Annotated in this window: 20 protein-coding genes; 13 read left to right on the top strand and 7 right to left on the bottom strand. The window is 67.1% G+C overall.

What is annotated here, in order from left to right:
• Positions 1-84: 84 nt before the first annotated feature.
• On the bottom strand, positions 85-2,097 hold the full coding sequence (locus ABFP37_RS05160) for a M3 family metallopeptidase (RefSeq protein WP_347032921.1): 2,013 nt from the start codon (positions 2,095-2,097) through the stop codon (positions 85-87).
• A gap of 93 nt (positions 2,098-2,190) precedes the next feature.
• Between ABFP37_RS05160 and ABFP37_RS05155 the strand changes: the two genes are divergently transcribed.
• On the top strand, positions 2,191-3,465 hold the full coding sequence (locus ABFP37_RS05155) for a CapA family protein (protein ID WP_347032920.1): 1,275 nt from the start codon (positions 2,191-2,193) through the stop codon (positions 3,463-3,465).
• Positions 3,466-3,507: 42 nt separating this feature from the next.
• Here ABFP37_RS05155 and ABFP37_RS05150 read toward each other — a convergent pair whose 3' ends face one another.
• Positions 3,508-4,248, bottom strand: coding sequence for a glutamine amidotransferase (locus ABFP37_RS05150; RefSeq protein WP_078027907.1), 741 nt, complete (start codon positions 4,246-4,248; stop codon positions 3,508-3,510).
• A complete protein-coding gene (locus ABFP37_RS05145) occupies positions 4,245-5,537 on the bottom strand; it encodes a Mur ligase family protein (RefSeq protein WP_078027906.1) in 1,293 nt (430 codons plus the stop codon). Before ABFP37_RS05145 ends, ABFP37_RS05150 begins: the two co-directional genes overlap by 4 nt.
• Positions 5,538-5,628: 91 nt before the next feature.
• On the opposite strand from ABFP37_RS05145, the gene pdxT reads away from it, so the two are divergent.
• From pdxT to ABFP37_RS05100, 9 genes are all read left to right on the top strand, one after another.
• Entirely contained in the window at positions 5,629-6,375 is a 747-nt protein-coding gene (pdxT, locus tag ABFP37_RS05140; protein WP_347032919.1) for a pyridoxal 5'-phosphate synthase glutaminase subunit PdxT, read from the top strand.
• A gap of 3 nt (positions 6,376-6,378) precedes the next feature.
• On the top strand, positions 6,379-7,134 hold the full coding sequence (locus ABFP37_RS05135) for a YebC/PmpR family DNA-binding transcriptional regulator (protein ID WP_078027905.1): 756 nt from the start codon (positions 6,379-6,381) through the stop codon (positions 7,132-7,134).
• A gap of 34 nt (positions 7,135-7,168) precedes the next feature.
• Positions 7,169-7,747 (top strand): crossover junction endodeoxyribonuclease RuvC, encoded by a 579-nt coding sequence (gene ruvC, locus ABFP37_RS05130; protein ID WP_078027904.1) that lies wholly within the window; start codon positions 7,169-7,171, stop codon positions 7,745-7,747.
• 80 nt (positions 7,748-7,827) lie between these two features.
• The gene (gene ruvA, locus ABFP37_RS05125; RefSeq protein ID WP_078027903.1) at positions 7,828-8,472 is read left to right on the top strand and encodes a Holliday junction branch migration protein RuvA; all 645 of its coding nucleotides are present in this window, start codon (positions 7,828-7,830) and stop codon (positions 8,470-8,472) included.
• The gene (gene ruvB, locus ABFP37_RS05120) at positions 8,465-9,565 is read left to right on the top strand and encodes a Holliday junction branch migration DNA helicase RuvB (protein ID WP_078027902.1); all 1,101 of its coding nucleotides are present in this window, start codon (positions 8,465-8,467) and stop codon (positions 9,563-9,565) included. Before ruvA ends, ruvB begins: the two co-directional genes overlap by 8 nt.
• A 172-nt stretch (positions 9,566-9,737) precedes the next feature.
• A complete protein-coding gene (yajC, locus tag ABFP37_RS05115) occupies positions 9,738-10,196 on the top strand; it encodes a preprotein translocase subunit YajC (protein ID WP_347032918.1) in 459 nt (152 codons plus the stop codon).
• Positions 10,197-10,299: 103 nt separating this feature from the next.
• Positions 10,300-12,057 (top strand): protein translocase subunit SecD, encoded by a 1,758-nt coding sequence (gene secD, locus ABFP37_RS05110; RefSeq protein ID WP_078027901.1) that lies wholly within the window; start codon positions 10,300-10,302, stop codon positions 12,055-12,057.
• Positions 12,057-13,076, top strand: coding sequence for a protein translocase subunit SecF (secF, locus tag ABFP37_RS05105; RefSeq protein WP_347032917.1), 1,020 nt, complete (start codon positions 12,057-12,059; stop codon positions 13,074-13,076). The genes secD and secF overlap by 1 nt, the downstream gene beginning before the upstream one ends.
• Positions 13,077-13,333: 257 nt before the next feature.
• On the top strand, positions 13,334-15,619 hold the full coding sequence (locus ABFP37_RS05100; protein ID WP_347032916.1) for a bifunctional (p)ppGpp synthetase/guanosine-3',5'-bis(diphosphate) 3'-pyrophosphohydrolase: 2,286 nt from the start codon (positions 13,334-13,336) through the stop codon (positions 15,617-15,619).
• On the opposite strand, the gene ABFP37_RS05095 is transcribed toward ABFP37_RS05100, so the two are convergent.
• The 3 genes from ABFP37_RS05095 to ABFP37_RS05085 form a co-directional block, all read right to left on the bottom strand.
• Complete coding sequence (locus ABFP37_RS05095; protein WP_347032915.1) at positions 15,500-16,204, bottom strand: type IV toxin-antitoxin system AbiEi family antitoxin; 705 nt, start codon at positions 16,202-16,204, stop codon at positions 15,500-15,502. The genes ABFP37_RS05100 and ABFP37_RS05095 overlap by 120 nt on opposite strands.
• A gap of 88 nt (positions 16,205-16,292) precedes the next feature.
• Positions 16,293-18,101: a DUF349 domain-containing protein gene (locus ABFP37_RS05090; protein ID WP_347032914.1), complete on the bottom strand. Its 1,809-nt coding sequence runs from the start codon at positions 18,099-18,101 to the stop codon at positions 16,293-16,295.
• Positions 18,102-18,171: 70 nt separating this feature from the next.
• A complete protein-coding gene (locus ABFP37_RS05085; RefSeq protein ID WP_347032913.1) occupies positions 18,172-18,984 on the bottom strand; it encodes a peptidylprolyl isomerase in 813 nt (270 codons plus the stop codon).
• Between the two features lie 257 nt (positions 18,985-19,241).
• Between ABFP37_RS05085 and hisS the strand changes: the two genes are divergently transcribed.
• Positions 19,242-20,594 (top strand): histidine--tRNA ligase, encoded by a 1,353-nt coding sequence (gene hisS, locus ABFP37_RS05080; protein ID WP_347032912.1) that lies wholly within the window; start codon positions 19,242-19,244, stop codon positions 20,592-20,594.
• A gap of 60 nt (positions 20,595-20,654) precedes the next feature.
• Here hisS and ABFP37_RS05075 read toward each other — a convergent pair whose 3' ends face one another.
• Complete coding sequence (locus ABFP37_RS05075) at positions 20,655-21,899, bottom strand: APC family permease (protein WP_347032911.1); 1,245 nt, start codon at positions 21,897-21,899, stop codon at positions 20,655-20,657.
• Positions 21,900-21,996: 97 nt separating this feature from the next.
• On the opposite strand from ABFP37_RS05075, the gene aspS reads away from it, so the two are divergent.
• Together aspS and ABFP37_RS05065 are read left to right on the top strand one after the other, a co-directional pair.
• Complete coding sequence (gene aspS / locus ABFP37_RS05070; RefSeq protein ID WP_347032910.1) at positions 21,997-23,805, top strand: aspartate--tRNA ligase; 1,809 nt, start codon at positions 21,997-21,999, stop codon at positions 23,803-23,805.
• 126 nt (positions 23,806-23,931) lie between these two features.
• Complete coding sequence (locus ABFP37_RS05065) at positions 23,932-24,741, top strand: GNAT family N-acetyltransferase (RefSeq protein WP_347032909.1); 810 nt, start codon at positions 23,932-23,934, stop codon at positions 24,739-24,741.
• Positions 24,742-24,946 lie beyond the last annotated feature (205 nt).

The raw sequence follows: 24,946 nt of genomic DNA, 5'->3' as shown, positions 1-24,946 counted from the left end.
GTTAACCCCAACTGGGTAGAAGCAGGTGTCGTTTGAGCGCCCAAACCGACGCCTGCTGCTACCTGGTTGGGAGCCGGGCGGAAGCTACTCGAGGCCGCGGCGCTTCAGGAGCGGCTCCAGGGCGGCGTCGCGTCCGCGCAGCGTGCGGAAGGAGTCCAGCGGGTCCTTGCTGTTGCCCCGGGACAGCAGCTCAGTGCGGAATCGGTCCCCGTTGGCGCGGGTGAGTCCTCCGTTCTCGGTGAACCAGTCGACGGTTTCGGCGTCCAATACCTCGCTCCAGATGTAGGAGTAGTAGCCGGCCGCGTAGCCGTCCCCGGCGAAGATGTGCTGGAAGTAGCCCGTGCGGTAGCGGGGCGGAATCAGACGGTGGGCCACCCCCGCCGCCGCCAGCGCCTTGGCCTCGAACTCGATGGCGTCCTGCGGGACGCTGCCGGCGTCGAGCACATGCCAGGCCAGGTCCAGCAGTGCGGCACCGAGGTACTCCGTGGTGGCGAAGCCTTCGCCCCAGAGCCTGGACTCATTGAGCCGGTCCACCGTCTCCTGCGGGAGCAGCTCGCCGGTGGCGTGATGGCGGGCGTAGTTGGCCAGGACCTCGGGCCACATGATCCACATTTCGTTCACCTGCGACGGGTACTCCACAAAGTCCCGGGGCACGGACGTGCCGGAGAACCGCGGATACGTGACGTCCGAGAATAGCCCGTGCAGGGCGTGGCCGAATTCGTGGAACGCGGTCCGCACCTCGTCCAGCGTCAGCAGCGTGGGTTCACCGGCCGGCGGCTTGGAAACGTTCAGGTTGTTGATGACCACCGGTTTGGTGCCCAACAAAGCTGACTGCTCCACGAGCGAGTTCATCCAGGCGCCGCCCCGTTTGGATTCCCGGGTGTAGTAGTCGCCCAGGAACAGCCCCAGCTCCGTGCCGTCCTGGTTGCGGACCTCCCAGACCCGGACGTCCGGGTGGTAGCCGGCGAGGTCGTCCCGTTCCTGGAAGGTGATGCCGTAGAGCGAGGTGGCCGCGAAAAACACGCCGTCCACCAGCACCCGGTCCAGTTCGAAGTACGGCCGGATCGCCTGTTCGTCCACCGCGTAGCGCTCCCGCCGGACTTTCGCGGAGTAGTAGGCCCAGTCCCAGGCCTCGAGCGGATGGCCGGCGCTTTCCGCCAGGGCGGCGGCCTCGGCGTCGGCATTCCGGACCGCGGCAGGCGCCAGCCGGTTCAGCATGGTCCGGACGGCCTCGAAGTCCGGCGCGGTCTGCCGGTCCACCACCAGTTCGGCGTAGTTGGCAAAACCCAGCAGAGCGGCCTTCTCGGCGCGAAGCCGCACCATGGACTTCACCAGCTCGAGGACGTCAAGGCTGCCGCCGCTGCTGCCCCGCGCCACGGATGCCTCGAAAAGCCGGCGCCGGACGCCCCGGTTTTCCAGTGCCGCGAGGGCGGGTTGGTTGCTCGGCTGGATCAGCGTGAGCAGGTACTTCCCGTCGTGGCCCGCCACGCGGGCGGCTTCCGCGGCACTGGCCACCTCGTCGGCGGGCAGGCCGGCCAGCTCCCCGGCATCATCCAGCAGGAGGGCCGCAGACTTCATGCCCTCCTTGACCCGCTGCCCGAACTCCGTGCCGAGCCGCGAGAGCTCGGCGTTGAGGGACTTGAGCTTCTCCTGGCCGGAATCGTCCAGCTGGATCCCGGACTGGCGGAATTCCTTGAGGTATTCCTCCACGAGCCGGGCCGACTCGGCATCCAGGCCGTCGGTGCGGATGCCGGCGAACCGCTCGTAGAGTCCCCGGTTGAGGTAAACGGCGTCCTGATGGGCGGCAAAAAGCGGCGACAGCTCCGTCTCAAGGTCCCGGATGGCATCGGAGGCATCAGCGGAAACCAGCGTGAAGAAGGACGCGGCGGCCCGTTCCAGCAGCCGGCCCGACCGCTCCATCGCCAGGGCAGTGTTCTCGAACGTCGCCCGTTCCGGGTTGTCCACGATCGCCGCGATCTCGGACAGGTGCTCGGCGAGGCCGGCGTCAACTGCCTCGGCGTAGTGGGCGTCATTGATGTCTGCAAACGGAGGCAGGCCGAACGGCAGTGTGCTCGGGCTCAGCAGCGGATTAGTCATGAAGCAACACTTTCATGCTGTGGTCCGGTTCACAATCATGTCCGGCGTGTCTGGCTGCGCGGTCCGGCGGCTGCGCCGCCTTAGGATGGCGGCATGGGGATCATTCGCACCGGAACCGCCGGCCGTGCCTTCCGCACGGCCGCGGCGGCATCACTGATCGCATCACTGGCTTCCTGCGGGGTGATCGCCGAACGGGACACGCCGGGCGGGCAGTCGGCCTCCACCGCCTCGGCGACAGCGACCCAGGCGTCCTCGGCGGCCGCTGCGCCGACGCCCACCCCGACTCCGACGCCGGCCCCCACTCCGACCCCGGGCGCCGGCCCGGCCTGCAAGGCGGTCAGATGCACGTCCGTGCTGGTCACCGGCGACATGCTGGTCCATGCCCAGCTGTGGGAGCAGGCGCGCGTGGACGCGCTGGCGGCGGGAATCAAGGGGCTTGATTTCGGCCCCTTGCTCGAGGGCCAGCGGCGTTACATCCAGGAGAGCGACCTCGCCATCTGCCACCAGGAGACGCCGGTGGCCGTTCCGCAGGGCCCCTTCTCTGCCTACCCGTCGTTCAACGTGCCGCCGCAGATCATTGCCGCCTCAAAGGCCGTGGGCTACAGGGCCTGCACCACCGCCAGCAACCACACCATCGACCAGGGCACTGAGGGGCTGGTCCGGACCCTGGATGTCCTGGACGCCTCCGGCCTGGAGCACACAGGCTCCTACCGGACCGAGGCCGAGTCCCAGGGTGTCCTCATCATGCAGACCGGAGCCGCGAAGATCGCCGTCATCGAAGCCGCGTACGGCCTCAACGGGCAGACACCGGAAGCGGCATGGCAGGTGGACCTGCTTGACGCCTCCGCCATGATCGCCAAGGCAAAGAAGGCCAGGAAACTCGGGGCCGACATTGTGCTGGGCGTTATGCACGCCGGCGACGAATACGCCAGTGTCCCGAATGCCCAGCAGCAGGAAGTCGCCCACGCGCTCGTGGACAGCGGCCAGTTCACCATGGTCTACGGCCACCACACGCACTCCGTGCTGCCCGTCGAAAAGTACAAGGGGACCTGGATTGTGTACGGCCTCGGCAACGGCGTGACGGAACTGTCGCCCACGTACGTGGTGAACAACGAGGGATTGCTGGTGCGGGCACAGTTCAGCCAGGACGCCGCCGGCAAGTGGACCGCATCGGATCTGGGCTGGGCGCCCTCGGTCATCGTGAACGCGCCCTACCGCTGGTGCTCGGTGGCGTCCGATGCGCCGCAGGGCGTATGCGCCAGCCCCGCCGCGGACGCAGCGACGCGGCAGCGGACCAGGGCCGTGGTCGAGTCGATGGGTGCGGCTGAAGCCGGCGCGCACGAGCTGCTGATCACCAAGGACCGCTGACCGGCTACTGTTCCCCGCTCACGGTTTCCGGCGCCGCCGCTCCTAGCGGGGCCGGCGGGCCGCGTGTTCCCGGGCCAGGACCGCGTAGCGGTCATCCGGCTCGCCCGGCGTAAAGCTCCCGTACTTGCGTTCGACGGCGGTCCGGATCAGGAAGTCTGCGATCGCCGGGTTCTTCGGCAGGAGGGAGCCGTGCAGGTAGCTGGCCACGATGTTGCGGTACCGGGCGCCCTCCTGGCCGTCGCTGCTGTTGTTGCCCGTGCCCTTGGCCACGGTGCCAAGCGGGGCCACGCCGGGGCCCAGGGTGGTCTGCCCGCTGTGATTCTCATAGCCCAGCACGTCCCCGAACTCGGCCGTGGTGACTTTGACATTGCCGATCAGCCGTTCATCCGTCCCGTGCGTTTCCACGTCAAGGACGCCGATGCCGGGAATGACCGACCCGGAGCGTGTTTTGAAGAATCGCCCGAACAGCTGGTAGAGCCCGCAGATCAGCAGCATGGGGGTGCCGTCCTCCGCAAGGCCGCGGAGGGTTTCCGCGCGTGCCTGCAGGTCATCCTGGATGACGAGCTGCCCGCTGTCCTGCCCGCCGCCGCCGACGATGAGGTCCACTTCGTCCGGGAATTCGTCCCCCACGTTGTACTCCAGCAGCTCCGGGACGTAACCGTGCCATTTCAGCCGCTGCTGCAGCACAAGGGCGTTGCCCCAGTCGCCGTAGATGTTCATGTCCCGCGGATAAAGCTGCAGGACCCTGATGGTTCCCTTGCTGCCTGATGTTCCGGGGGTCATGAGACCACCTCCACTGTGGTGATTTTGGAGAGCTCACGCCGGATGGCGAGCATGGCGGTGTAGGTGCAGAAGACGCGCTTCGGTTTGTCCTTCGCCCCGGCAATGAACGCGGCCAGGGCCGGCGCAATGTCAGTGTTCACGGCGCCGATGGCCACCTCGTCGTACTGCAGCCGCAGCGCCATGTCGTAGGCGCGGGAGCCGGTCAGCTGGTCCACGCCGTCAACCCGCAGGGATTCGAAGTCGACGTCCCACAGCCACGACATGTCGCGACCGTCCGCGTAGTTGTCATTGATGGCGATCATGGTGGCGTAGCCGCCGGCCGCGAACGACTTGAGCCCCAGCCGGAACCCGCTCGGGTTCTTGACCAGCACAAGGTCCAGGGGGAGGCCGTCGACGACGAGGCTTTCGCCGCGGCCGAAGGCCGGCGCCACCTGGGACAGCGCCGTCAAAAGTGCGGCGTGGTCCGCGGCCGCCGCGCCGCTGCCGCAGATGCTGCGCGCCAGCGTCAGCGCCGCCGCTGCATTGAAAATGTTGTAGACGCCGCGGAGCTTCATCGCCGTGGTGACCGTGCCGCCGTCGTACTCAAAATCGGCGTTGTCCGGCCCCACCCGCCGCAGGACGACGTCGGCCGGCGGCTTTTGCCGTACCGGCGCCGGCGCGGGGCTGCCGGGACCGGCGCGCAGTTCGTCGTCGTTGGGAAACGTGCTCAGCAGCGAGTCGTCCAGGCCGAAGTAGCGGACATCCGGCCCGTCCAGCGTGCCGGCGATCCGGGCCACCCGGGGATCCTCACGGTTCAGGACCACGGTGCCGGTGGTCTTGGAGGCGATGTGCTGGAGCAGCTGGGCCGTCTTGTCGATCTCGCCGAAGCGGTCCAGCTGGTCACGGAGAACGTTGAGCAGCAGGCTGTAGCGCGGCGGAACCCGGTTGACGAAGTGCACGGCGTGGGCCTCGTCCAGTTCCAGCACAGCGATGTCGGCGTCGAGCCGTCCGCGCCAGTCCACGTCGCCGAGGAGGGCAGCGGCCACGCCCCTGGTGAAATTGCTTCCGGTGCGGTTGGTGAACACCTTCAGGCCCTGGCTTTCCAGCAGTTCCACCACCATCTTGGTGGTGGTGGTCTTGCCGTTGGTGCCGCTCACCACGGCTACACCGTGGGGGAGCGTGGACAGTGCCCGCTGCATGAAGCCGGGGTCGATTTTTTCGACCACAAGCCCTGGCAGGGCGGAGCCTCCGCCCCTGAGCCGGGAGACCCGGCGGACGAGCTTGCCGAGCGGAACGCTGAAGGAAAACATGCTCTGTAATATATCCCAGTAGCGGCATGCCATCGGGCGGTCGGGCACCGGCGGGGACGCCGGACAGCGTCCGGGACACTATGCTGTTTGGATGACCAATCCCCTTTCCACCGCGCTTCCGCGCCCGCGTTCAGGTACCCGTTCAGGTGCGCCCTCCGGCGCCGGCACAGGCCTGCGCATCGGTGTGCTCGCGCTTCAGGGCGACTTCCGCGAGCACCTCCGGGCCGTTGAAGCGGCCGGTGCGACCGGCGTCGGGATCCGGCGCCCGGCCGAACTCGACAGCCTGGACGGGATCATCATTCCCGGCGGTGAATCGACCACCATCGACAAGCTCGCGCGTGCCTTTGAACTGGCGGATCCGTTGCGGCAGCGCATTGCCGATGGTCTGCCCGTGTACGGCTCCTGCGCCGGGATGATCCTGCTCGCCCACGACATCGCCGACCCCGCCACGGATCTCGCCGGAAACCCGCAGCAGACCTTCGGCGGGCTGGACATCACCGTGCGCCGCAACGCGTTCGGCCGCCAGCGTGAGTCGTTCGAAACCGATCTCGACTTCAAGGGCCTGGATTTCAGCGCCACAGCCGCGGGCGTCGCCCCGGTCCACGCGGTGTTCATCCGCGGGCCCTGGGTGGAGCGCGTCGGCCCCGGCGTCGAGGTGCTCGCCCAGGTTGAACCGGCGGACCCCGCGCACGCGTCCCACGCAGCCCATCTGCAGGGGACGGCTAGAATTGTTGCAGTGCGTTCCGGCCACCTGCTGGCCACCTCGTTCCATCCGGAAGTGACGGGGGAGAAGCGCGTGCATGAACTTTTTATCCGAATGATCAGAGGAGAAGCGTAAAGCATGTCAGGCCACTCCAAATGGGCAACGACCAAGCACAAGAAGGCCATCCTTGATAGCCGCCGGGCCAAGTCGTTCGCCAAGCTGATCAAGAACATTGAAGTTGCTGCCCGGATGGGCGGCCCGGACCTGGCCGGCAACCCGAGCCTGGAACTCGCTGTCACCAAGGCGAAGAAGACCTCAGTCCCCGCGGACAACATCGACCGTGCCATCAAGCGCGGCGCGGGCCTCACCGGCGAAGTCGTGGACTACACGGAAATCATGTACGAATGCCGCGGCCCGCAGGGTTCGGCGCTCCTGATCGAGTGCCTCACCGACAACAAGAACCGGGCAGCTTCCGAGGTCCGGCTGGCCATTTCCCGCAACGGCGGCACCATCGCCGATCCCGGTTCCGTCAGCTACCTCTTCTCCCGCAAGGGTGTGGTGACGCTGCCCAAGAACGGGCTCGGCGAGGACGACGTCCTGATGGCGGTGCTCGACGCCGGCGCCGAGGAAGTCAAGGACAACGGCGACACCTTTGAAATCCACTCGGACCCGAAGGATCTGCAGGCTGTCCGCGATGCCCTCAAGGAAGCCGGGATCGAATACGACACCGACGAGGCCGAGTTCGTGCCCTCCATGGAGGTGCCGCTTGACCTGGATGCCGCGAAGAAGTTCATGAAGCTCGTGGACGCGCTGGAAGACCTCGACGACGTCCAGAACGTCTACAGCAACGCCGACCTCAGCGACGAAGTGCAGGCCGCACTGGAAGCCGAGTGATCCTGCAGTCCTGTAGTGACTCTGAGGGCCGGCCTTGACCCTGCGCGTGTTGGGAGTCGACCCGGGCCTCACCCGTTGCGGCATCGGCGTGGTGGACGTCGAGAAGAACCGCCGCGCCACCATGGTGGCCGTCGGCGTGGTGGGCACGTCCCCCGAGGAGTCGCTGGACCAGCGCCTGCTCGTCATAGCCCTCGCCATTGACGACTGGCTCGACCGCTACGAGCCGCACGTGCTCGCGGTGGAACGTGTTTTCTCCCAGCTGAACGTCAGCACGGTCATGGGTGTGGCGCAGGCTTCCGGCGTCGTCATCGCGGCAGCCGCCCGGCGCGGCATCCCGGTGGCGCTCCACACGCCGTCGGAAGTCAAGGCGGCCGTCACGGGCAGCGGCAACTCAAACAAGGACGCCGTCACCAAACTCGTGACCAAGATCCTCCGCCTCGACGCACCGCCGCGTCCGGCGGACGCCGCCGACGCCCTGGCCCTTGCCATCACCCACGCCTGGCGGGCGGGCAGCGGAGCGGCCGTGGCCACCACCGGACCGGGATCGCAGTCGCTGACGCCGGCCCAGCGCGCGTGGGCCGACGCGGAGGCAAAGGCGCGCCGTGCGCGCTGATTGTCCGCGGCCCTTGCTAGGGTATTCGTAGATATGTTCGGATAGTCGGTCTTTGCCGGCGGTAGTTCAGGAGCCCGGCCTTGATAAGTTTTCTCCGCGGAACCGTAGCGCACGTTGGCCTGTCCACGGCCGTGATCGATCTCAACGGCGCCGGAATGAGCGTTAACGCCACACCGCAGACCCTCAGCAAGCTGCGCACCGGCGACGAAGGCAAGCTGTTCACGTCCCTGATCGTCCGCGAGGACTCGCTGACGCTGTTCGGCTTCGCCTCCGACGACGAACGGGAGGTCTTCGATGTCCTGCTCAGCGTCAGCGGCGTCGGCCCGCGGCTTGCGCTGGCCGTCCTGGCCGTCCACGATCCCGAAGCGATCCGCGTCGCGGCGCACACCGGTGACAGCAAGACATTCACCAAGGTCCCCGGCATCGGCCCGAAGGTAGCCGGCCGCATCGTCCTGGAGCTGGCCGGAAAACTCGTTCCGCACGGCACTCCGGCAGCTGCCGCCCCTGCCGCCTCGGCGGAATCGGTCTGGAAACCGCAGGTGGTGGCCGCCATGACCAGCCTCGGCTGGTCCGAGAAGGACGCCACCGGCAGCATCGACAAAGCACTGGCCGATTCACCCGACCTTGCGGACCAGGGAAATGTCGCCGAGATCCTGCGCACCACGCTGCGCTGGCTCGGCCAGGACGGTGCCCGCGCCGGCAACCGGGTAGGCAGCCGTGGCTGAACCGTCCCTCGTAGCCGGGGGAGAAGAGCCGGAGGAGCGGGCCATCGAGGCCGCCCTTCGGCCGAAGAACCTCCACGACTTCGTGGGACAGCACCGGGTCCGCAAGCAGCTCTCCCTCGTGCTGCAGGCATCCCGGATGCGGGGCCGCAGCGCGGACCACGTGCTCTTTTCCGGCCCGCCCGGTCTCGGTAAGACCACCCTCGCCATGATCGTCGCCGCGGAAATGAACGCGCCGCTGCGCATCAGCAGCGGCCCCGCCATCCAGCACGCCGGGGATCTCGCCGCCATTCTCTCCTCGCTCTCCGAAGGCGAGGTTCTCTTCCTCGACGAAATCCACCGGATGTCCCGCCCCGCCGAGGAAATGCTCTACATGGCGATGGAAGACTTCCGGGTGGACATTGTGGTCGGCAAGGGCGCGGGGGCAACGGCCATCCCGCTTGAGCTGCCGCCCTTCACGCTGGTCGGCGCCACCACCCGGGCCGGGCTGCTGCCGGGACCGCTGCGCGACCGCTTCGGTTTCACCGGGCACCTTGAGTTCTATTCGGTGGAGGAGCTCGAGCTCGTGCTGCGCAGATCGGCCGGGCTCCTTGACCTGAAGGTGAACTCGGCCGGATTCAGCGAAATCGCCGGCAGGTCCCGCGGTACGCCGCGTATCGCCAACAGGCTGCTGAGGCGGGTCAGGGACTGGGCCCTGGTGCACGGCATCGAACAGATCGACGCCCGGGCAGCGTCGGCCGCCCTGGACATGTACGAGGTGGACAAGCGCGGCCTGGACCGCCTGGACCGCGCCGTGCTGGAAGCGCTGATCACCAAGTTCGGCGGCGGACCCGTGGGACTGTCGACGCTGGCCATCGCCGTCGGGGAGGAACCGGAGACCGTGGAGACGGTGGCAGAGCCGTACCTGGTCCGGGAAGGCCTGCTCGGGCGGACGCCCCGGGGCCGCATCGCCATGGCGCCGGCATGGACCCACCTGGGCTTCTCGGTTCCTCCCGGCGTGTTCGGGCAGGAACCGCTGGACGTGTTCGCTGTTGACGAACTCACCGGAGAGACGGGCGCAGAGACCGAATCGCAATGGATTCCGAACACCCACTAGCACCGTTGCACGCGGTTTCCCTCTAGACTGGAAAGACGCTCGGCACCTCCGGGCTTTGTTTCCGTGGCTGGCGCCAGCCAGCCGTCTGTTGTCAGTCACGCGTGTGGCCCGACGCGGTGCAAAGCGGATGTTGCTGTCAACCAGCTACGCAAGTACAGAATGGAACTTCCCTGTGTTCGGACATATCACTGCCCAGGCCCAGCCGCAGGCCGGCGGCGGCATCGACATCATGACCATCCTGCTGTTCGTCATGCTCGGCATCTTCATCTTCATGATGTTCCGCCGGAACAAGAAGACTCAGCAGCAGCAGGCTTCGCTCCAGTCGCAGTTTGCGCCGGGGGTTGAGGTCATGACCAGCTTTGGCCTGTACGGGCGCATTGTGTCGATCGATGACGAAGACAACAAGGTTGTTCTGGAACTCTCACCCGGCAACCTGGCCACGGTCCACCGCCAAGCCGTCACCAAGATCGTGGAGCCCGCCGCCGACGAGGCGCACGCTGTGCCCGATGACGCGTCGTCGCTGACGGCCGAGGAGCACGGAACCTCCGAGCTTGGAACTGCTTCCGCCGTTAGCGAGACGCCGGACGAAACCCTGAAGCGCCTCAATGATGAGGGCAAGAAGGACATCTAGTCCGCCGCGTCCCGCTGGGCACACCATCTACGGCTGCGGGCTGCCGCCGGTGCGGTTCATACCCGCACCGGCGGCTTCTCCGTAATTAATAGAAAGATCGACAATGGCACGAACTGGCCGCAATAAACCATCCCTCAGGGTGCTGGTCTGGCTTGGCGTAATTCTGGCTGTCCTGACGGCCGTCCTTGCGGGCGGCACCATGGCCGGAAAGGCAAGCTGGGCTCCGAAGCTCGCGCTGGACCTTGAGGGCGGAACCCAGATGATCCTGGCACCCAAGGTCGAGGGTGGGTCCGACATCAACGAGGAACAGCTCAACCAGGCCGTGGCGATCATCCGCCAACGCGTGGACGGTTCCGGCGTCGCGGAAGCCGAAATCAGCACCCAGTCGGGCCGTAACGTGGTGGTTAGCCTCCCCGGAACGCCCTCTTCGGAGACCCGGGCCCTGATCCAGGCGTCCGCCGACATGAACTTCCGCCCGGTATTGGTCACCGGACCCGGCGCGGCTGTTCCCGCGGAATCCCGCACGCCGGCGGCGAAACTGCCCAAGCCGACGGCGAAGCCCGCGAACGCCAGCGACTCCAACTGGATCACGGCGGACATCCAGAAGCAGTTCGAGGCACTCGACTGCGACAAGCCGGCGCAGGACAAGCAGCAGCGCTCGGATCCGGCCAAGCCGCTGGTGACCTGTGAGCGCGCTACCGCCCAGACCCCGGCCATCAAGTACATCCTTGGTCCCGTGGAGGTCAAAGGCGTGGACATCCAGGGGTCGACGTTCCAACTCCAGCAGGGCGCCCACGGCGCCGTCACCAACGAGTGGGCCGTCAACATCCAGTTCAACGGTGAAGGTACGGCCAAGTTCAAGACCGTCACCGAGCGCCTGAACCAGTTCTACGTCGCTGCCGGGGGCGAAACCGGCACGGACCCGAAGTCGCAGTTCGCCATCGTCCTGGACGACAAGGTCATCTCAGCGCCGCGGTCCCAGGCGGTCATCACCGACGGCCGCCCGCAGATCACCGGCGGATTTACCGAGCAGTCGGCCAAGGCCCTGTCCGATCAGCTGCGTTTTGGTGCGCTGCCGATCAGCTTCGACATCCAGAGCGAGCAGCAGATCTCGGCGACCCTCGGCGGCGAGCAGCTCCGCATGGGCCTGCTTGCAGGCCTGATCGGACTCCTGCTGGTGGTGGTGTATTCCCTGTTCCAGTACCGTGCCCTCGGCTTCGTCACCATCGCATCCCTCGTGGTTGCCGGTGCCCTGACCTACCTGGCCATCGCCATCCTGGGCTGGACGGAGAACTACCGCCTGTCCCTGGCCGGCGTGGCCGGCATCATCGTTTCCATCGGCCAGACAGCGGACTCGTTCATCGTGTACTTCGAACGCATCCGCGACGAACTCCGGGAAGGCCGCGGCCTCGTCTCGGCCGTCGAGAACGGCTGGAAGCGGGCCAAGCGAACGGTCCTGGCTTCCAAGGCCGTCAACCTGCTTGCCGCCCTGGTGCTCTATTTCGTGGCCGTGGGCAACGTGCGGGGCTTTGCCTTCACGCTGGGCCTGACCGCGCTTGCCGACCTCATGGTCGTGTTCACGTTCACGCACCCCATGCTGCGGCTGCTGGCCCGCACCCGGTTCTTCGGTGAAGGCCACAAGTTCTCGGGCCTCGACCCCGCGAGCCTCGGCGCGGTGCCGCTCTACCGCGGCGCCGGCAGACTCCGCACACCGGAGGACAAGCCGTCCCTGGTGCGCACAAAGAACAAGGGTGCCGCTGCTGAAGCGGAGCGCAGGATGACCATCGCTGAACGCCGCCGCGCGGAGCAGCAGGAGCAGCTCGCGGGTTCCTCCAAGGGCCCGGCCAAGGAGGGCAAGTAATGTCCAGTTTTGCGAAATTCGGTAACGAGCTCTACACGGGCAGGCGTTCCTACGACTTCGTCGGCAAGAAGAAGCTCTGGTTCCTCATTGCCGCCGTCGCCGTGGCCCTGTCCATCCTGATTCCGGTGGCCAAGGGCGGGTTCAACCTCGGCATTGAATTCCGCGGCGGCTCCGAGTTCACCGTCTCCAACGTCAAGACCACGGACGCGACACTGGGCGAGAAGGCTGTGCACGACGTCGTGGCCGGAAGCGTTCCGCGTGTGGCGAACGTCGCCGGCACCACCATGCGGATCCAGACGGACAAGCTCACGGACGACGAGACCATCAAGATCAAGGAACGACTGACCACGGCCTACGGCGTCACCGACAACGAGGTGACCTCCACCTTCGTGGGGCCGACCTGGGGTGCGGACGTCACCAAGCAGGCCCTCATCGGGCTGGTGGTCTTCGTGGCCCTGGCGACGGTCCTGATGGCGCTGTACTTCCGGACCTGGAAGATGTCGCTGTCCGCGATTGCGGGCATGCTGGTGACGATGTTCATCACGGCCGGCGTTTACGCGCTGAGTGATTTCGAGGTCACGCCCTCGGCGATCATCGGATTCCTGACCGTGCTGAGCTATTCGCTGTACGACACCGTGGTGGTGTTCGACAAGATCCGTGAGAACACGGCGGATCTCGACTCGTCCACCCGCCGCACGTTCGGCGAAGAGGTCAACCTGGCCGTCAACCAGACCCTGGTCCGGTCCATCAACACCATGATGGTGGCCATCCTGCCCGTGGGAGCGATCCTGTTCATCGGGGCCGGCCTGCTCGGTGCAGGCACCCTGCGCGACCTCTCGTTGGCCCTCTTCGTGGGAATCCTCATCGGCACCGCGGCAACGATCTTCGTCGCTGCGCCCATGTACGCCTGGCTGCGGCAGAACGAACCGGCCCTGGTCAAGCAGGCCCAGCGCGTGGAGCACCGCCGCGCGGACAGCGCCGCCAAGGACGCGGCCGCCGCGCAGCCCGCACAGGCCTAGCAGGCACCGCCAAAGGCCGGATGCCGTCATCATGACGGCATCCGGCCTTTTTGCGTCGGGGCGCCGGCCATCGGACGGAGCCGGTTATCGAACAGGCCCGCGGCGGGAATAGACTGGGATAATTAAACGGGTTGATGAGGGGTGCTTCATTGGAAGAGGGTTCGACGTCGGCTCCAGCAGCAGCCGGGGACAACAGTCCGGGCCAGGGTCCGCAGACTGGTCTGGTTGCTGACGGACGCCCCGCGCCGGGCGTTCCCGTGGACAACTCGGGTGTCCGGCCCACCTTCCCGGGCAGGCGTGAGCGCACGCGGTCGCGGCTGGCGAGGCTGACAGGCCGGAGCACCGCCACCTATTCGCCCATCCTTGAGCCATTGCTGCGGACTGTACGGGCGAACAACCCCAAAGAGGACTTCGACCTGATCCAGCGTGCCTTCGTGGTCGCGGAACAGAGCCACCGGGGCCAAAAGCGCAAGAGCGGCGACCCCTACATCACCCACCCCGTGGCTGTGGCGACCATCCTTGCGGAGCTGGGGCTTAGCGGGACCACGCTGGCGGCGGCGCTGCTCCACGATACCGTCGAGGACACCCCCTACACCCTGGCGGACCTGAAGGCGGACTTCGGTCCGGAAGTTGCCATGCTCGTGGACGGCGTGACCAAGCTGGACAAGGTCAGCTTCGGCGAAGCCGCCCAGTCCGAGACGGTCCGCAAGATGGTCGTGGCCATGGCCAAGGACATCCGGGTCCTTATGATCAAGCTGGCGGACCGGCTGCACAACGCCAGGACGTGGCGCTTCGTTTCCGCGGAGTCGTCGGCCCGCAAGGCCCGGGAAACCCTCGAGATCTTCGCGCCGCTGGCCCACCGGCTCGGCATGAACACCATCAAATGGGAGCTGGAGGACCTTTCCTTCGCCGCGCTCTACCCCAAGGTGTACGAGGAAATCGTGCGGATGGTGGGCGACCGGACACCGGAACGCGAAAAGAGCCTCAGCGTCATCCGGAACCAGATTGCCGATGACCTGCGCACGGCGCGCATCAAGGCGACGATCACCGGCCGGCCCAAGCACTACTACTCGATCTACCAGAAGATGATCGTCCGGGACAAGGACTTCGACGACATCAACGACCTCATGGGCGTGCGCGTCCTGGTGGACTCTGTCCGTGACTGTTATGCGGCCCTGGGCACGCTGCATTCGCGGTGGAACCCCCTGCCGGGGCGGTTCAAGGACTACATCGCCATGCCGAAGTTCAACATGTACCAGTCCCTGCACACCACGGTGATCGGGCCGGGCGGCAAGCCGGTGGAGATCCAGATCCGCACGCATGAGATGCACCGGCGCGCGGAGTACGGCGTGGCAGCCCACTGGAAGTACAAGGACCAGCCGAACCGCACCGCCACCGGCCCCGGCAGCCCGCGCGACGGCGACATGGGCTGGCTCCGCTCCCTGGTGGACTGGCAGCAGGAAACGTCCGATCCCGGTGAATTCCTCGATTCGCTCCGGTTTGAAATCAACGCCCGGGAAGTCTTCGTGTTCACGCCCAAGGGCGAGGTCATGGCGCTTCCGGCAGGCTCCACGCCGGTGGACTTTGCGTATGCGGTGCACACCGAGGTGGGCCACCGCACCATCGGGGCCAGGGTCAACGGAAAGCTGGTCCCGCTCAACAGCGAGCTCAACCACGGCGACTGGGTGGAGATCTTCACCTCCAAAGCCGAAGGGGCGGGCCCGAGCCAGGACTGGCAGCACTTCGTCAAGAGCGCCCGTGCGCGGAACAAGATCCGCCAGTGGTTCAGCAAGGAACGGCGCGAAGAGGCGATCGACCGCGGCAAGGAGCTGCTGACCCGCGCCATGCGGAAGCAGAACCTCCCGCTGCAGCGCCTGATGACCCATGACGCCCTCGCCGCCGTTGCCGAGGACTTCAAGTACGTTGACATCTCCGGCCTCTACGCCGGTGTCGGAGACGGGCACACGTCTGCCCAGTCCGTCATGGAAAAGCTCATCGAGAGCCTGGGCGGAAACGAAACCCCCGACGACGACCTCACCGAAGTCAGCATTCCCACCCAGGTCAGCAAGGCCCGCTTCTCGGACTCCGGAGTGGTGGTCCGCGGCGTGGGCGACGTCTGGGTCAAGCTGGCTCGTTGCTGCACACCCGTACCGCCGGACCCCATCCTCGGCTTCGTTACGCGAGGCTCGGGCGTCTCCGTGCACCGGACCGACTGCACCAATGTTTCCGGCCTGAAGGACCAGCCGGACAGGATCGTCGACGTCGACTGGGCGCCGACGCAGTCGAGCGTGTTCCTCGTGGAGATCCAGGTGGAGGCGCTGGATCGGAAATCCCTGCTGTCCGATGTCACCCGGGTCCTCTCCGAGAACCACGTCAACATCCTCGCCGCAAGCGTTCATACGTCGACCGACCGAGTTGCCATCTCAAAGTTTGCCTTCGAGATGGGCGACCCCAAGTACCTGAGCCACGTGCTCAGTGCAGTCCGGAGAATCGACGGTGTGTTCGACGTCTACCGGACCACGGGCAACCGCCGGCGGAGCTAGCAGGGCGAGTTTCTCGAGCGCCGCGTTCTTGTGGGGCAGCCGGGGCGTCGCTTCCACGGCCAAGGTCAGGAGCCGTAGCCGGACATCGAGTTCGGGTCTGTCCAGCAGCTGCCGCAGGGCCGGTACGGCGCGTTCGGCCTCCACGTGCAGGGCAATGTCCAAGGCAGTCCGCAGGGGGCTGGAGACCATCAACCCGCCAAGGCTCACGACGTCGAACGGGCCGAGCCGGACCTCGTGGAGCGTGCACCCCCTGGTGGACCGGAGGCTGGAGATCCGGCGTTTGGTGTCCACGAGCAGCGCGAGGCGGTCCGGCTCGCGCGCGCAGCCGTAGATCCAGGCGGCCGTCATGCGCCCGGCCACGACCCGCTGCCGGATCGCCGGCGGCACGGCAAACGCGGCAGCGCGGGCCCTCAGCTGCGGGGACGCCGCCATTCCGGGAACGGTGTAGCCGTGCTGGTAGAGCTGGGCCAGCACGCCGTCGGCCGCCATGGACTGCAGTTCCGGCCAGGAAAACAACGGGCCCGGGGCGTAGAGGTCCAGAAGGTGCGCGGGGGAGTCGGGGGCGCGCCCGGAAATTGAGGCCATTCAGCCATCCTGCCGGAACGGCTCGAAACGAGTACAGGCCCCGCCCCGGCTATGTGGATAACCGGTACGGGGCCTGCAGGTGTCCTGGCTAGGAGAGCTCGCTCGCCGAACGCTGGATCTGGTCCAGCCATGCCTGGCGGGCGTCCAGGGCTTCCCGGGCTGCCTTGATCTTGCGCTGGTCGCCGGCCTTCTCGGCCTTGGCCAGATCATCCTTGAGCCCGGCGATGGCCGATTCAAGCTGGCTCAGGGCGCTGTTGGTGCGGGCCTTCGTCTCGGGGTTCGAGCGCTGCCAGATCTCGTCCTCGGCCTGCCGGACCGCATCTTCAATCTTGCGCAGGCCGGCTTCGATGCGCCCCATATCCGCACGGGGCACCTTGCCGGCTTCCTCCCAGCGGTCGCGGACGGACTGCAGGGCCTTCTTGGCTGCGCCCAGGTCCTTGATCGGCAGGATTGTGTTGGCCTCCTCGAGGAGGGCCTCCTTGACCTTCAGGTTGGCAGCGTACTCCTGGTCGATCTCGTCGTTCGCAGCCTGGCGGGAGGAGAAGAAGACATCCTGGGCCGCGCGGAAACGCGCCCACAGCGCGTCATCATCCTTGCGGCTGGCGCGCGGAGACGCCTTCCAGTCGTCCATCAGCCGGCGGTATTCGCCGGCCGCAAAGCCCCAGTCCGTGGAGGAGGACAGTGCCTCGGCCTCGGCGATGAGCTTTTCCTTGGCGGCCTTCGCGGCGGAGTTGTTGCTGTCCAGCTGGGAGAAGTAGGCTCGGCGGTGCCGGTCGAAGACGGTCCGGGCGGCCCGGAACCGCTTCCACAGTGCATCTTCATTGCTGCGGCCCAGCCGGACGCCGCTCTTCTGCGCGGTCTTCCAGCTCTCGAACAGTTCGTTCATCCTGGCGCTGGAGGTTTTCCACTGGATCTGCGCCGGATCCGTTCCGGAAATGGCTTCGGCCTCCGTGACGATGGCCTCCCGGGCGGCGAGTTCGGCCGCCCGAACGGCGTCGTGCTGCGCCTTTTCTGCCTTTTCGAGCGCAGTGATCTCCGTGGACAGTGCGTCCAGCCGGCTTTCCGCGGAACGGATGTCTCCCACCATGTTGCGCTCAGCAAGCTGCTCGCGGAGGTGAGTCACGGTCTTCTGCATGTCAGTCGTGGGCGCCTTGGACGCAACGCGCTGTTCCAGCAGGACAATCTGGGCGACGATGTCGTCATACTTCCGGGCGAAGTACGCCAGCGCTTCGTCGTTGCTCACGTCCGGATACTGCCCGACGGGGTGCTCCTCGCCGTCGATGGTCAGGAAGACGTGGCCGTCACCCTCGACCCGGCCCCAGCGGGCCGCTTCAGCCAGTGACGTCGCGGGTGCAGCCGGGACAGGCGCCGCGGCAGCCGCAGGGCCAGCCTTGGGGCGGGCTGCGAACGCCGCGGGTGACGGTGCCGGCCGGGGCGCCGGCCGCGGGGCAGCAGGGGCAGGCGCTTCGGCGGCGGCCTCTCCCTCAACCGGTGCAGCCTCAGCGGCGGCAGCTTCAGCGGGCGCTTCAACGGTGTCAGCTTCCGGCGCGGCCTCCTTTTCAACCGGTGCGGCCTGCTCAGCTGCAGCCTGCGCAGGTTCCGCGGCGCCGGCCTCGGCCGGGGCTTCCTCAGCCTGATCAGCGTCAGCGGCGCCGGCCTCGGCGGGGGCTACCTCAGCCGGCTCAGCCTCAACCTGCTCAGGTTCAGCCGCCACGGCCTCCACCGGGGCTACCTCGGCCTGCTCCGCCTCCGGCTGTGTTGCTTCAGGCTGCACAGCTTCAGCCTGCACTGCTTCTGCCTGCGTGTCGTCTGCTGCTGCGTCCGTCGGTTCGGCCGGAGGGGCTGGAACCTCGTTCAGGTCGGCAGCTGTTTCGTCGGATTTCTGACTGTCTGTCACCGCTAAAAGTCTTTCGCTTGGAGGAAAATACTCTCGTAATGCACCCGTGGCCGCTTGGAACACGGGGTTCTTACTTCAGAGAGAACGAGTCTATCGTGACTGGTTCCGCAGGAGCGCCGTCGGTGGCGTTTCCGCCCGACTTAAGACCTGCAGCCGCAATCTTTGTCACCACATCCAGGCCGGAGGTCACCTTGCCCACCACTGTGTAGCCGCCCGCGGCGTCAGCGGGGATGACGGTGTCCTTGTATACGACGAAGAACTGCGTGCCGTTGCCGTAGGCGTTTCCGCCGGTGCGGGCCACCGCAATGGTGCCGGCCGGATACTTGTTGTCCGCCGGCGTGTTTTCGAGCGGCCCCCAGGTGTAGCCGGGGTCGCTCTGGCCGTCTCCGGTCTTGGAGCCGCACTGCAGCACGCCGAAGTTATCCGCAGTGGTGAGCCGGTGGCAGCTGACGCCCTGGTAGTAGCCGGAGTCGGCAAGGGACTTGAAGACGGCGGCGGCCTGCGGCGCCTTGGTGCCATCCAGCTGCACGCCCACGGCTCCGCGGTTGAGTTTCAGTTCGCCGGTGAAGACCTTGCCCGCGGCCGATTCCGGCTTGGGGATGTTGGGGGCGTTGGTGGCAGGGGCCGATGCAGGGGCCGATGCAGAGGCCGACGGCGACGCCAGCCCTGCCTCAGCCGCGGCGAACTCTTCCTCTGTCGGGTTTCCGGAGAAAACCGTCAGTTGAAGCACGACGGCGAGGATCACCGCCGCCGCTCCGGCGCCACCGGCAAGCAGGTTGTCCCGCTTGCGGCGCTTTTCCTGGTCCCGGCGAAGCTCGCGTTTGGCTTCCATTTGCTGGATGCGCCTCTTGGCTTCACGCGTCTCGCGTGGGCTGGCCGCCACAGGTCCTCCTCGTTGATCGGGCTGCCCGCCTGATCCGCCCTGAAGGCATCCCCGGCTGCAGCTGCAGTGTGGCGGCCGGTCACGTCGCGGCCCCAGCATTAGAGATGCAGGCGCCGAAAGCATAAACTGACTGCCGCACATAGTTTATGCATGACAGGCTGGACTCCCGCCCTTGCCGCCGCTTTTTGATTTAAATGGCGACGCGGAATACTGCGCACCGGACTCCGGCCTTCGGTTACCTGAGGAGAAACTCCACCATGGCACGCACAGCCTCCCTGTCCGGATTCCCCGAGTGGCTTCCCGAGGAGCGGCTGGTGGAGCAGCATGTCCTGGACACCCTGCGCCGTACCTTTGAACTGCACGGCTTCTCCTCGATTGAAACCCGCGCCGTGGAAACGGTCGGCCAGTTGCTGCGCAAGGGCGAGATCGACAAAGAGGTCTACGGCCTCAGCCGGCTTCAGGACGACGAAGGCGAAGAGGGCAAGGGCAAGCACGACCCCCACGCACTCGCCCTGCACTTTGACCTGACGGTCCCGTTTGCGCGGTACGTCGTTGAGAACGCCGGATACCTGGCCTTCCCGTTCCGCCGCTACCAGATCCAGAAGGTCTGGCGCGGGGAACGTCCGCAGGAAGGTCGCGCCCGCGAGTTCACGCAGGCGGACATCGATGTGGTGGGCGACGGCGACCTTCCCTTCCGCTACGACGTCGAAATCGCCCTGGTCATCGCCGAGGCCCTGGGCGCGCTGCCCATCCCGGATTTCCGGCTCCGCATCAATAACCGGAAGCTCGCAGAGGGGTTCTACCGCGGCATCGGCCTGGACGACACCGCCGGCGTGCTCCGCAGCATCGACAAGCTGGAGAAGATCGGTCCCGACAAGGTGGCCGAGCTGCTCAGGACCGAGCTGGGCGCCACTGACGAGCAGGCACAGGCAGCGCTGAAGCTTGCCGGCATCCGGACCGAGGACACGTCCTTCGTGGCCCAGGTCCGTTCCCTTGGTGTGAGCAACGATCTCCTCGAAGAAGGCCTGGACGAACTCGAGCAGGTCATTGAGGCCGCGGTGAAGCGCGCTCCGGGGAAGGTGGTTGCGGACCTGAGCATTGCCCGCGGGCTGGACTACTACACCGGAACAGTGGTCGAAACGGTGCTGGTCGGCCACGAGCAGCTGGGCTCGATCTGCTCCGGCGGCCGGTATGACGCGCTGGCGAGCAAGGGCAGCCGCAAGTTCCCCGGCGTCGGGCTGTCCATCGGCGTGACCCGCCTCGTCTCCCGCATCCTCAGCCAGGACCTTGCGAAGGCGTCCCGCTCGGTGCCGACCGCCGTGCTCGTCGCGCTGAACGCGGACGACACGTGGGGAGAGGCGCAGGACGTGGCCACCCAGCTGCGCAGCCGCGGCATCGCCACGGAAGTGGCCGCCAAGGCCGAGAAGTTCGGAAAGCAGATCAAGTTCGCCGACCGCCGGGGGATCCCCTTCGTCTGGTTCACCGACGACGACGGCAAGCACCAGGTCAAGGACATCCGTTCCGGGGTCCAGACCGACGCCGATCCGGCGACATGGACGCCGTCGGACGAGGACCTGCACGTCCAGGTCACGGGCGTTTCACCGGAGTAATCGGCGGGGCTGACCGCTGCCGGTGACCGCCCGGACTGATCCACTCCGCGGTGCGGAGGCTCAGTGCCGGCGCAGCCGGAGCGCCAGCGCCCGTCCGCCAATCCCGGCGGCAAGCACAGCCGCCATGGTCAGCACCGACGCCGGCGGCAGGGTGAAGGCCAGGAGGAGGCAGCCGGCGAGTCCCGCCGCATTGAGCCACTTCGGCGCATGCCGCGGGCGGTCCTTAAGCGTGTAGGCCGCAGCGTTGGTCACGGCGTAGTAGAGCAGCACACCGAAGCTGGAGAACCCCACCACGGTCACGACGTCGCTGGCCAGCAACAGCAGGATCACGACGGCGGCCACGGCGAGTTCCGCCACGAAGGGCACCGGATGGCGTCCGCCCACCCGCGCGAGCGGGCGGGGCAGGTCTCGTTCGCGGGCCATGGCCATCGCGGTGCGCCCCACGCCGGTGATGAGCGCCAGCAGTGCGCCCAGGGACGCGGCGGCGGCACCGGCCTGCACGACCGGCGCCCAGCCGGCCAGGCGGGACTGCACCACGGCGTCGAGCAACGGTGCCGATGAGGCGGCAAGCGACTGGACGGGCAGATGGGCCAGCAGCAGCGCCGCCAGCAGCACGTAGATGGCGAAGGCGCCGGCCAGTGCACCGAGGATGGCGCGCGGGATCACCCTGGCGGGGTCCTTCACTTCCTCGCCCAGGGTGGCGATCCGTGCATAGCCGGCGAAAGCGAAGAACACCAGGCCAGCCGCCGGCAGGATGCCCCACACGCTGCCCACGGAGTCTCCCGTCCCACTGCCGGCGGGGTGCGGACCCAGGATGCTGGCCGCGGACACAAACACCAGGGTGGCCAGCACGATGCCCAGCAGGATGCGGGTCAGGAACGCCGTCCGGGTGATGCCCAGCAGGTTCACGCCGGTCAGCACCACCACGGCTGCGACAGCCACCGGGGTGGCGTACTCCGGCGCGACGTACTGCCCGAAGGTCAGGGCCATGGCGGCGCACGAGGCCGTCTTGCCGGTCACGAAACCCCATCCCGCGAGGAAGCCCGGCCATTCGCCCAGCTGCCGGCGGCCGTACAGGTACGTGCCGCCGCTCTCCGGGTATGTGGCCGCGAGCTGGGCGGACGCCACGGCGTTGCAATACGCCACTGCCCCGGCAATCACGATGGATGCGAGGAGCAGATTTCCGGCGAGGCCGGCAGCCGGACCGAAAACCACAAAGACGCCGGCGCCGAGCATCGATCCGAGCCCGATCGAAGTTGCGTCGAACACACCAAGCCTTCGCTGGAGCCTCTGGTGCCTGGTCATGGCGGGTCGTGAACCTTTCCAGCGGGTAAACTCGGACGGGATCGTTCCGCAACGATCCTATTGAACTTCATTTTGTTTTCCTTCTGAAAGGAATGTTGTGCTGCGCACACATGACCTCGGATCCCTCCGTTCCGAGCACATTGGACAAACCGTAACCCTGGCTGGCTGGGTTGGCCGCCGTCGTGATCACGGTGGTGTCGCATTCGTCGATCTGCGTGACGCCTCAGGCGTCGCCCAGATCGTGGTCCGCGAAGAAGAGGTCTTCCACGGGCTGCGCAACGAGTATGTGCTGCAGGTGACCGGCACGGTGTCCAAGCGCCCCGAGGGCAACGAAAACCCGGCGCTGGCCACCGGCGAGATCGAGGTCATGGCGGACAAGGTGGTCATCCTCAACACCGCGGACGCGCTTCCGTTCCAGATCGACGAGCACGTCGAGGTCGGCGAGGAAGCCCGGCTCAAGCACCGCTACCTTGACCTGCGCCGCCCCGGCCCCAGCCGCAACCTCCGCCTCCGCTCCGAAGCCAACCGCGTGGCACGCGAACTGCTCCACCAGGACGGCTTCGTCGAGATCGAGACCCCCACGCTGACGCGTTCGACGCCAGAAGGCGCCCGCGACTTCGTGGTGCCGGCCCGCCTCGCCCCGGGTTCCTGGTACGCCCTGCCGCAGTCGCCGCAGCTTTTCAAGCAGCTGCTGCAGGTGGGCGGTTTCGAGAAGTACTACCAGATTGCCCGCTGCTACCGCGACGAGGACTTCCGCGCCGACCGCCAGCCGGAGTTCACCCAGCTGGACATTGAGGCCAGCTTCGTCGACCAGGACGACATCATCTCGCTCGGCGAAAACATCGTGAAGGCGCTGTGGAAGCTGATCGACGTCGAGATCCCCACGCCCATCCAGCGCATCACCTACGCGGACGCCATGGCGCGGTACGGCTCCGACAAGCCCGACCTGCGGTTCGGCCAGGAACTCACTGAGCTGACGGAATTCTTCAAGGACACCAACTTCGGCGTCTTCAAGGCGCCCTACGTGGGTGCCGTGGTCATGCCCGGCGGTGCCTCCCAGGCACGCCGCGCCCTGGATGCCTGGCAGGAATGGGCCAAGCAGCGCGGTGCCAAGGGCCTGGCCTACGTCCTGTACAAGGAAGACGGCGAGCTCGCCGGCCCCGTGGCCAAGAACCTCACGGAAACCGAACGTGCAGGCCTCGCCGACGCCGTTGGCGCCAAGCCCGGCGACTGCATCTTCTTCGCCGCCGGCGAGAAGACGCCCTCCCGTGCACTGCTCGGCGCCGCCCGCGTTGAGATCGGCCACCGCACCGGCCTGATCGATCCCAAGGCGTGGGCCTTCTGCTGGGTAGTGGACGCACCCATGTTCGAACCCGCTGCTACGGCCGTGGCGTCCGGTGACGTGGCTGTGGGTACCGGCCAGTGGACCGCAGTCCACCACGCGTTCACCTCGCCTAAGCCGGAGTTCATGGACTCGTTCGACAAGGATCCCGAATCGGCGCTGTCCTACGCCTACGACATCGTCTGCAACGGCAACGAGATCGGCGGCGGATCCATCCGTATCCACGAGCGGGACGTCCAGGAGCGCGTATTTGAGCTCATGGGTCTCGACAGGGCGGACGCGCAGACCAAATTCGGCTTCCTGCTGGAGGGCTTCAAGTACGGGGCCCCGCCCCACGGCGGCATCGCCTTCGGCTGGGACCGTGTCGTAGCCCTGCTCGCCGGAGTCGATTCGATCCGCGACGTCATCGCCTTCCCGAAGTCCGGCGGCGGCCATGACCCCCTCACGGACGCCCCTGCCCCCATTACGGCACAGCAGCGCAAGGAAGCCGGCGTGGACTTCAAGCCCGAGGCCAAGAAGCCTGAGGCCAAGAAGGCCGACGAGCAGTCGCCCGAAGAGAAGTAGCCGGCGCAGCAAGCGTCTTGGTTTAGCGCCCCTTCGGGGCCGCCGCAGCTGCGGTATCAACGGCTCCCCGGAATCCCGGGGAGCCGTTGGCGTCCCCTGACACAGTCGGCTGATACAAAGGAAGCCATGCCGGACCTGATTTCGCTGCCGCGGCTGGAAGAGCTGATGGACGCCGCGTGGCCCGCCCCTGACCGCCACGACACAGGGGAGTGGGTGCTTCGCGCCGCCGACGGCGTCACGCAGCGGGCGAACTCCGTCTGGCCCCGTGCCGCGGCTGCGGAACCCGTGGCCGCCGCGCGGAACGCGGCGGCCTGGTACCGGGACCGACGGCTTCCGGTGATCTACCAGATGTTCGCCCGTGGCCCCGCAGACCCCTTGGATGCGCTGCTTGACCGGCAGGGCTTCTCCAGTCAGTCCGAAACGCTGATCATGGCCATGCCCGGCAACGGCAGGTCCGGCTATTCAGACGCCCCAGTGCATTCGGGTTTAGGGCATCCCGCCGCGGAAATCTCTCGGCGGCCCTCGGCTGAGTGGGCCGAGCTGTGGTGGTCGGTGGACGGCCGCGGCGGCGCGGATCAGCTGGCCATTGCGTTGGGGATCCTGACCGCCTGCCCGTCGCTGTACGCGATGGTGAGGGACGACGGCGGCCGGCCGGCCGCCGTCGGACGCCTTGCGGTTCCTCCCGGCGGGCCCGACGGGTGGGGCGGACTGTACTGCATGGCGACGCGCCCCGATGCCCGGCGGCAGGGGCACGCCGGCCGGGTGGTCCGTGCGCTGCTGGACGAAGGCTCGGCGCAGGGGCTGGCCGGCTACTGGCTGCTCGTCATGGCATCCAAAGCCCCCGCACGGGAGCTCTACACGCGCGCAGGGTTCCGCGAGGCCGCCCGTTACGTCTACCGGCAGGCTCCGCTGAAGAGGGCGGGCTCTGGCTGCTGAGCGAACCTGCGTCCGCCGTTTCGACGGTTCCGTACGCACTCGACGCTGCAAAGCATCGGTCCGACAGGGAACCGTCGAAACGGCGCGGGGAGGAGCTAGACGATATGAAGTGTGGCGGGCCGGTCCCTGATGTAGGACTGGAACCTCGGGTTCAAAGAGGTTCGTGGGTTGCCGGGCCACGGTCTGTTCCGCCACCAAGAGGCGG

It is taken from the genome of Burkholderia sp. RS01 (assembly GCF_039748055.1).
Lineage (GTDB): Bacteria > Actinomycetota > Actinomycetes > Actinomycetales > Micrococcaceae > Arthrobacter.
Note: the sequence above shows the minus strand (reverse complement) of the source record. Positions and strands in the feature narration are given on the sequence as shown.

Excerpts from the sequence above, each read along its gene's own strand:
- pdxT (WP_347032919.1), top strand. The coding sequence starts at position 5,629 with ATGACCAATCCCCTTTCCACCGCGCTTCCGCGCCCGCGTTCAGGTACC.
- ABFP37_RS05155 (WP_347032920.1), top strand. The coding sequence starts at position 2,191 with ATGGGGATCATTCGCACCGGAACCGCCGGCCGTGCCTTCCGCACGGCC.
- ABFP37_RS05145 (WP_078027906.1), bottom strand. The coding sequence starts at position 5,537 with ATGTTTTCCTTCAGCGTTCCGCTCGGCAAGCTCGTCCGCCGGGTCTCC.
- hisS (WP_347032912.1), top strand. The coding sequence starts at position 19,242 with ATGGCACGCACAGCCTCCCTGTCCGGATTCCCCGAGTGGCTTCCCGAG.
- ABFP37_RS05135 (WP_078027905.1), top strand. The coding sequence starts at position 6,379 with ATGTCAGGCCACTCCAAATGGGCAACGACCAAGCACAAGAAGGCCATC.
- ABFP37_RS05075 (WP_347032911.1), bottom strand. The coding sequence starts at position 21,899 with ATGACCAGGCACCAGAGGCTCCAGCGAAGGCTTGGTGTGTTCGACGCA.
- ABFP37_RS05065 (WP_347032909.1), top strand. The coding sequence starts at position 23,932 with ATGCCGGACCTGATTTCGCTGCCGCGGCTGGAAGAGCTGATGGACGCC.
- ABFP37_RS05095 (WP_347032915.1), bottom strand. The coding sequence starts at position 16,204 with ATGGCCTCAATTTCCGGGCGCGCCCCCGACTCCCCCGCGCACCTTCTG.
- ABFP37_RS05160 (WP_347032921.1), bottom strand. The coding sequence starts at position 2,097 with ATGACTAATCCGCTGCTGAGCCCGAGCACACTGCCGTTCGGCCTGCCT.
- ABFP37_RS05150 (WP_078027907.1), bottom strand. The coding sequence starts at position 4,248 with ATGACCCCCGGAACATCAGGCAGCAAGGGAACCATCAGGGTCCTGCAG.
- secF (WP_347032917.1), top strand. The coding sequence starts at position 12,057 with ATGTCCAGTTTTGCGAAATTCGGTAACGAGCTCTACACGGGCAGGCGT.
- secD (WP_078027901.1), top strand. The coding sequence starts at position 10,300 with ATGGCACGAACTGGCCGCAATAAACCATCCCTCAGGGTGCTGGTCTGG.